Here is a 5,606-nt window from a genome sequence, read left to right on the forward strand (position 1 = left end):
AAATACGAGAACGATGACGTGGCCCAGTCCGAGGCCATGGACACGCTGCTGCGCCTGGTGCGCCGCAGCCCCGAGGCGTTCTGGGCGCTGGTGGAAGAAAAGGGCCTGCAGGCTGATTTCACGCAGCAGCGCGCACCCGTGCGTTCTGATGTGCAAGGTAGCGTCAAGTTGATATCCCTTACGCGGGGGCAGGGCAGTGCGACCCGCCCCGATCCGCGTTACGACCCCCGGGAGTTCCGCCGATTCAGTCGAGGGGCAGTGTCATGCCAGAAGTGACCGTTCCCCGCCCCGTGCTGCGAAGCTTTCGGGTACTGGCTTCCAATGGCCAGAACCGTGGCGAGGCTGCGGGCGTCAAGATGCGGCTGGAGGTGCAGCAAGAGATCGAGGTGGGTTTGGCGGTGCCCGATGTAGCAGGCGCTCCGCTGATGCTGGGCGTGAGGATCAAACTGGACGCCAAGGCCACCAACGAAAACGACACCAGCGATGTGGCCACCTATGCCGGTGAGTACGAGGCACGGTTCTACTACGCCGCAGGTGTGACTGAGGAAACGATCACACCGCTGCTGGACGACCACGAATACCAATACATTCTGGTCGCGCAAGCCTTCCCGCTGGCCATGACTCACTTCCGCCGCGAGCTGCAAGCCATGGGGCTGGATGCGCGGGAATTGCCGTTGGGCTTGGATCCATCCAGGTAGTCTCTCTAGGGAACCGAGCCTGTCAGAAACTTTGTGTGTGAGGCATAGCATGTCAACAAGGAGCATGAATGCCACGCAAGATGAAGACGACCGCAGCGGCGGACAAGGCGGCGCAGCCGCAATTCTCAACCGAGCTGCTGGAGCAACTCATTCCTGGGCCGGTGACGCCAGCCGAACTTGAAGGGATCTTCCTGCAGTTCAAGAAGTCGGTTCTTGAACGTGCACTGGGCGCCGAGATGAGTCACCATCTGGGCTACGCGCTTGGCCAGGCCAAGCCTGAAGGGGCCCCCGCTAATCATCGCAATGACAGGAGCCCCAAAACCGTGCTGACCGACGTCGGCGCCTTGCGCATCGACGTTCCCCGCGACCGAGAGGGAACCTTCGAACCGTAGCTCATCGGCAAGCATGGGCGGTGCTTCACCGGCTTTGACGACTTGGATCGCCTCCATGTACGCACGCGGCATGACGGTGCGCGAGATCCAGGGGTTTTTCGCCGAGATGTACTCGGTAGACGTCTCGCCCGACCTCATCAGCAGCGTCACCGACGCCGCCATGAGCGAGGTTACGGCCTGGCAGAGCTGCCCGCTGGAGTCGGTGTACCCGGTCGTGTTCCGGTGCGCGTCAAGGTAGTTGTCACCTGAGTCACGCAGCTTGGAGCTGAATATGTTGAACGCAGGCACCGGCGCTGTGGCCGCGCAGCCCTCTGATCATGCGCAGGCCGAGCTGCACGGCAGGAACTTCGGGCAGATCTTCCAAGGTGGAGTCCACGTCGCTGTGCATCACGTCCACAGGTCACACCTGGACGCCATGACCCAGCGCGTCCTTCGTGGCGCAATCCATCGAGCAAGTCAACGGAGTCCCTGCTGTATGCAAATCACATTACTTGAGAAAATATAATGTGAATATTAAACTAAGGAATCCATGAACCAATCCGACTACATCCTCGAACTGGCCCGCCACCGGCGCGTGCTGCGGGCGGCGGATGTGCGCGAACACGGCTGGTCGCCGCAGCTCCTGATCAGGCTATACCAGGCGGGCAAGCTGCTCCGGCTGGGGCGCGGTCTGTACGCGCTGCCTGATGCCGAAGTCACCGAGCACCAGACGCTGATCGAGGTGTGCCAGCGCGTGCCCAAGGCCGTGCTGTGCCTGCTGAGCGCTTTGCAGTTCCACGAGATCGGCACGCAACTGCCGCACGAAGTATGGATTGCCCTGCCTGAAGGCACGCAGACCCCAGCACTGACTTACCCAACGCTGCGCATCACGCGCCTGCGGGGCGCTGCGTACAGCGACGGCATTCAGACGGTGACCGAGCATGGCGCCCCCATCCGCGTGTACAGCGCCGCCAAAACGGTGACGGACTGCTTCAAGTTCCGCAACAAAATCGGCCTGGACGTGGCGCTGGAGGCGCTGAAAGATGCCTGGCGCAGCCGCAAGGTCACCATGGCCGAACTGAGCCACTTTGCCAAGATCAATCGCGTCGAACGTGTCATGCAACCCTATCTGGAGGCTATCACTCAATGAACGCGAATCTCTCTGCGTCCATCCTGGCCCGGTTGCTGACGCTCGCCAGGCAACGGGGTGACGATTACAGCCTGCTGCTCAACCGCTTCGCGATGGAGCGCCTTCTGGCCCGTGTTAGCACCTCGCTGTACGCCGACCGTTTCTTGCTCAAAGGAGCGCTGCTCTTTGCACTGTGGTACGACACCCCGCACCGCCCGACACGGGATGCCGATCTACTGGGCTTTGGCCCCGACGATGAGGCGAACCTGATCGCCACCTTCCGCGAAGTCGCCGCCATGGACTTGGGCGACGGCATCGTGTTCGACCCTGAATCTGTGCAGGCGCAGGCCATTCGCGAAGATAACACCTATGGCGGCACCCGCATCACGCTGGTGGCGCGCATAGGTTCCGCGCGCTGTGCGCTGCAAATCGACGTGGGCTTTGGCGACGCCGTGACGCCGGGGCCGCAGACCGTGGCTTATCCCACTTTGCTGAACGACTTCCAAGCCCCGACGCTGCGGATGTATCCGGTCTACACCGTGATTGCCGAGAAGTACCAGGCCATGGTGATGCTGGGGCAGGCGAACAGCCGCATGAAGGACTTCTTCGACCTCGCGGTGATTGCAAGGCGCACAGAACTGGACGGCGCCACGCTGGCCATGGCAATAGCCGCCACCTTTGCCCGGCGCCAGACAGCACTGCCCACGGAGCGCCCATTGGCCCTGACCAAGCAGTTCAGCGCAGACGCCGCCAAGCTGCGCCAGTGGCAGGCCTTCTTGAACAAAAACCGTATCGACGCAGCCAGCCTGGGTGACACTGTCGCACTACTAGACGACCTGCTGTGGCCTCCCACGCAGGTGGCTGCCACCAGCAGTCAGGCGACGGCTATTTGGCGCCCGGATTCCTTGCGCTGGGTTTGACACATCCCGATCGATTAAGCCCCCCGTTGACTGAGACGTCCAAGCTCCCATCCCTGCGTGCCCACGACATCCAGACGGCCCTTAATCATTTTCAGGTTTCCGCCTTCGAGCCCGCCGACGCTTTCAACCACGGTTTGATGGGCCGTTTTGTCGATGACGAGGATGCGTGGCTTAAAGGCCCTTATGTGCAGGTTGGGCCTTCCCTTTGTGTCGGGAAAAGGTGGCAAGACGTGCTTCGAAGCGTTCGAAACTACGCACCCTGGTTTCAGCCGCTAGGAGCACGCCTGAGCACTTTGGTGGCCACCGGCACGGGGAGCGGCAAGACGGAGGGTCTTCTGTACCCAGTGTTTCACCACTGCGCTCGCGCGCGCACGGCGGGCGAGCCACGCGCTATAAGTCTCTGTCGCATGGCCTAGTACCCTCGGTACTCAGTGTGGTGGGGCGCTGGCCTCAGCCGCCAATGAGGGAGCTGGAGTCACACACAACTTCATCACCCGAGTAATCGAAATCATTTGCGTTCCTGAAAGGCGCAGTGCTGTTGTGTAGCTTGGACGGGCCCGCTGGAATATGTTGGGTCTCGTCTCGATTCTCCTTTGCGAAAAGCAGTAAAACGTGCTTAGAATGAAGTCCGTTTGTCGGGAAGGTGTGTATTGGAGATTGGGAACCGACCAATCTCCAATACCATCATTTTAAATTTTGAATTCTAAAAAGAAGAGCGCAAGCCTGCGCGAAACGCAGGCCTTGAGGCCTTCAAATTCAAAAGATGCCCGAAATCGAGCAACATTCGAAACGGCGCGCCACAAATCCCGTGGTATAGGCGCCCAAACACCACAGCCCAAGCACACAGAAGCGGCCAGGACATAAGTCACCCCGTCAGCGCTCTTTGGCGCGCCGCCTCTGGACCGGAACATATGAGCGATGTCCGGTCAGTGCCCAAGCACCGCAAATCCTGCCCGTGGTGTCAGGAAAATCAAACTCCAAACCAGAACTTGCCGATCAGGGTCGCGCGCCGCGCGCGGCCCTTGCCAATAGGCTGAGCCCCCTCAGCACTCCAGAGCATCGGTGACGACGCGAGACGACGCATATGCCCGTGCCCTTTCGGCGCGCGGCATTTCTTAGACATGTCAGGCCCTAAAAAGCCCAAAAGCTCTATATCTACCGGTGTCCGCTCAATAGACACCTCTGCGTCAACGACTGTTGGAACGAGGTCCACTATGACCCAATCCGCTCGCTCTGAACGTCCTTTCATGACTCTTCGCGAGGCATGGGAGTTTCTCAACATGTCGCGCTCCACGTTCTACCGCAGGCAAGAGGGTGAGCCCCTGCTGCAGCCGACACACGACTTCGGTCCGCGCAGCCCGCGCCTGGAGCGATCTCGCGTGCTGCAATACGTGGAAAAGTGCAAACGCCAAGGCCTGTAATCTGGTCCTGGCACCTTCAATCCCTGACCTCACGGGGTCAGGGATCTTTTTTGAGATGGCAAAAAAGAATGACGCACATCGGGGAATGAGAAAAATGTCTTTATCGACAATTACTTGGAAAACTATCTCCCGAAAATTAAAATATGACAGCGTTCAATATTGGAGTATTGGGATTGTGTGAGACAAGATCCCCGCAGCCTTGCTGAGGTAATTGTTTTGATATTCAAGTGGGCTTATACTGGCCGCGAGACACGAATGGAAGGTTTGTCATTGACGATCTTCCATTCGGGTTTCAACTCCCCAATTGGGGAAGCTTGTAGAGCCTTTATGGCAAAGTCTGACGCCCTGCGTCAGGTTGGATCTGTAGCCCCAACTGGTGGGGAGCAGTGGTTATCTCCCCTGGCCCGCTCGCAATAGCGTGCAGGCCAGGGTTCATTGAGTGCAGCATCGCGCTGCAAACAGCGTGCGGCAATTGCTTGCTGCACACGTGACAGTAGTTCTTTTGGCCTGGCCAAGCCGGTTGCGGCTGCGCTAGCGCATCTCTCCACCCCCGCCAGGGGGCGCGTCAATCACCTGTGGTCTTCGGCCGTCCTATGCCTGAAGCCCCAGCGTGTCCTTGTTCCTCTCCATATTGTTTTAGATATCTGTTGATCGATTCGTGAGCGACTCCCACCACCCCGTCCCGGGGTGCGTCAAGAAAACCTACTGGCCCCCATGCGATGGGGGTATCTCAAATCCGGCGCAGGCCGGGCTCCCGTTTTGACGGAAGGCCCGATCAGCCCCCCACCCATGGGGCGCTGCGCCGATGGCTTTGGCGCCATGAACTCCCAGTCCCCTGCGGGGATGGGCCTTTGTGTCCCAAGAGCAATGCAAGGAAGAGCAGAAGGCGGTGACCGGCGGGTCATGTCGTTTCTGCTCCTGAAACAGCATCTTCCTGCCCAACCGCTGCGTGCCGCGCGCGGCCCCACACCTAAACCATTGAAGTGGGCAGGAAGGTCTCTTTTGAAGTTTTGACAACTAGCGCGCCCCCGGTCGCTGGCGGTTTTTTACTACCCAACCGGGGGGGG

Annotated in this window: 5 protein-coding genes and 2 pseudogenes; 6 read left to right on the top strand and 1 reads right to left on the bottom strand. The window is 59.7% G+C overall.

The window, feature by feature from the left end; genetic code table 11:
• From NFX52_RS25615 to NFX52_RS25625, 3 genes and pseudogenes are all read left to right on the top strand, one after another.
• Window positions 1-276, top strand: a pseudogene (locus NFX52_RS25615) (type II toxin-antitoxin system MqsA family antitoxin); the annotation flags it as partial.
• Window positions 264-698 carry a hypothetical protein gene (locus tag NFX52_RS25620; protein ID WP_055394140.1) on the top strand — a complete coding sequence of 145 codons (435 nt, stop codon included), beginning with the start codon at window positions 264-266 and terminating at the stop codon, window positions 696-698. The pseudogene NFX52_RS25615 and the gene NFX52_RS25620, both read left to right, overlap by 13 nt.
• 68 nt (window positions 699-766) lie before the next feature.
• Window positions 767-1,325 (top strand): annotated as a pseudogene (locus NFX52_RS25625) (transposase); the annotation flags it as partial.
• Between the two features lie 15 nt (window positions 1,326-1,340).
• Here the strand turns inward: NFX52_RS25625 and NFX52_RS25630 are convergent.
• Window positions 1,341-1,487, bottom strand: coding sequence for a hypothetical protein (locus tag NFX52_RS25630; RefSeq protein WP_156358578.1), 147 nt, complete (start codon window positions 1,485-1,487; stop codon window positions 1,341-1,343).
• A gap of 132 nt (window positions 1,488-1,619) precedes the next feature.
• On the opposite strand from NFX52_RS25630, the gene NFX52_RS25635 reads away from it, so the two are divergent.
• From NFX52_RS25635 to NFX52_RS25645, 3 genes are all read left to right on the top strand, one after another.
• Window positions 1,620-2,219 carry a type IV toxin-antitoxin system AbiEi family antitoxin domain-containing protein gene (locus NFX52_RS25635; RefSeq protein WP_055394137.1) on the top strand — a complete coding sequence of 200 codons (600 nt, stop codon included), beginning with the start codon at window positions 1,620-1,622 and terminating at the stop codon, window positions 2,217-2,219.
• A complete protein-coding gene (locus NFX52_RS25640) occupies window positions 2,216-3,118 on the top strand; it encodes a nucleotidyl transferase AbiEii/AbiGii toxin family protein (protein ID WP_055394135.1) in 903 nt (300 codons plus the stop codon). Before NFX52_RS25635 ends, NFX52_RS25640 begins: the two co-directional genes overlap by 4 nt.
• Window positions 3,119-4,332: 1,214 nt before the next feature.
• Window positions 4,333-4,539 carry a helix-turn-helix transcriptional regulator gene (locus tag NFX52_RS25645; RefSeq protein WP_156358577.1) on the top strand — a complete coding sequence of 69 codons (207 nt, stop codon included), beginning with the start codon at window positions 4,333-4,335 and terminating at the stop codon, window positions 4,537-4,539.
• Window positions 4,540-5,606: the final 1,067 nt, after the last annotated feature.

This window comes from Acidovorax facilis, assembly GCF_023913775.1.
GTDB classification, from domain to species: domain Bacteria; phylum Pseudomonadota; class Gammaproteobacteria; order Burkholderiales; family Burkholderiaceae_C; genus Acidovorax; species Acidovorax facilis.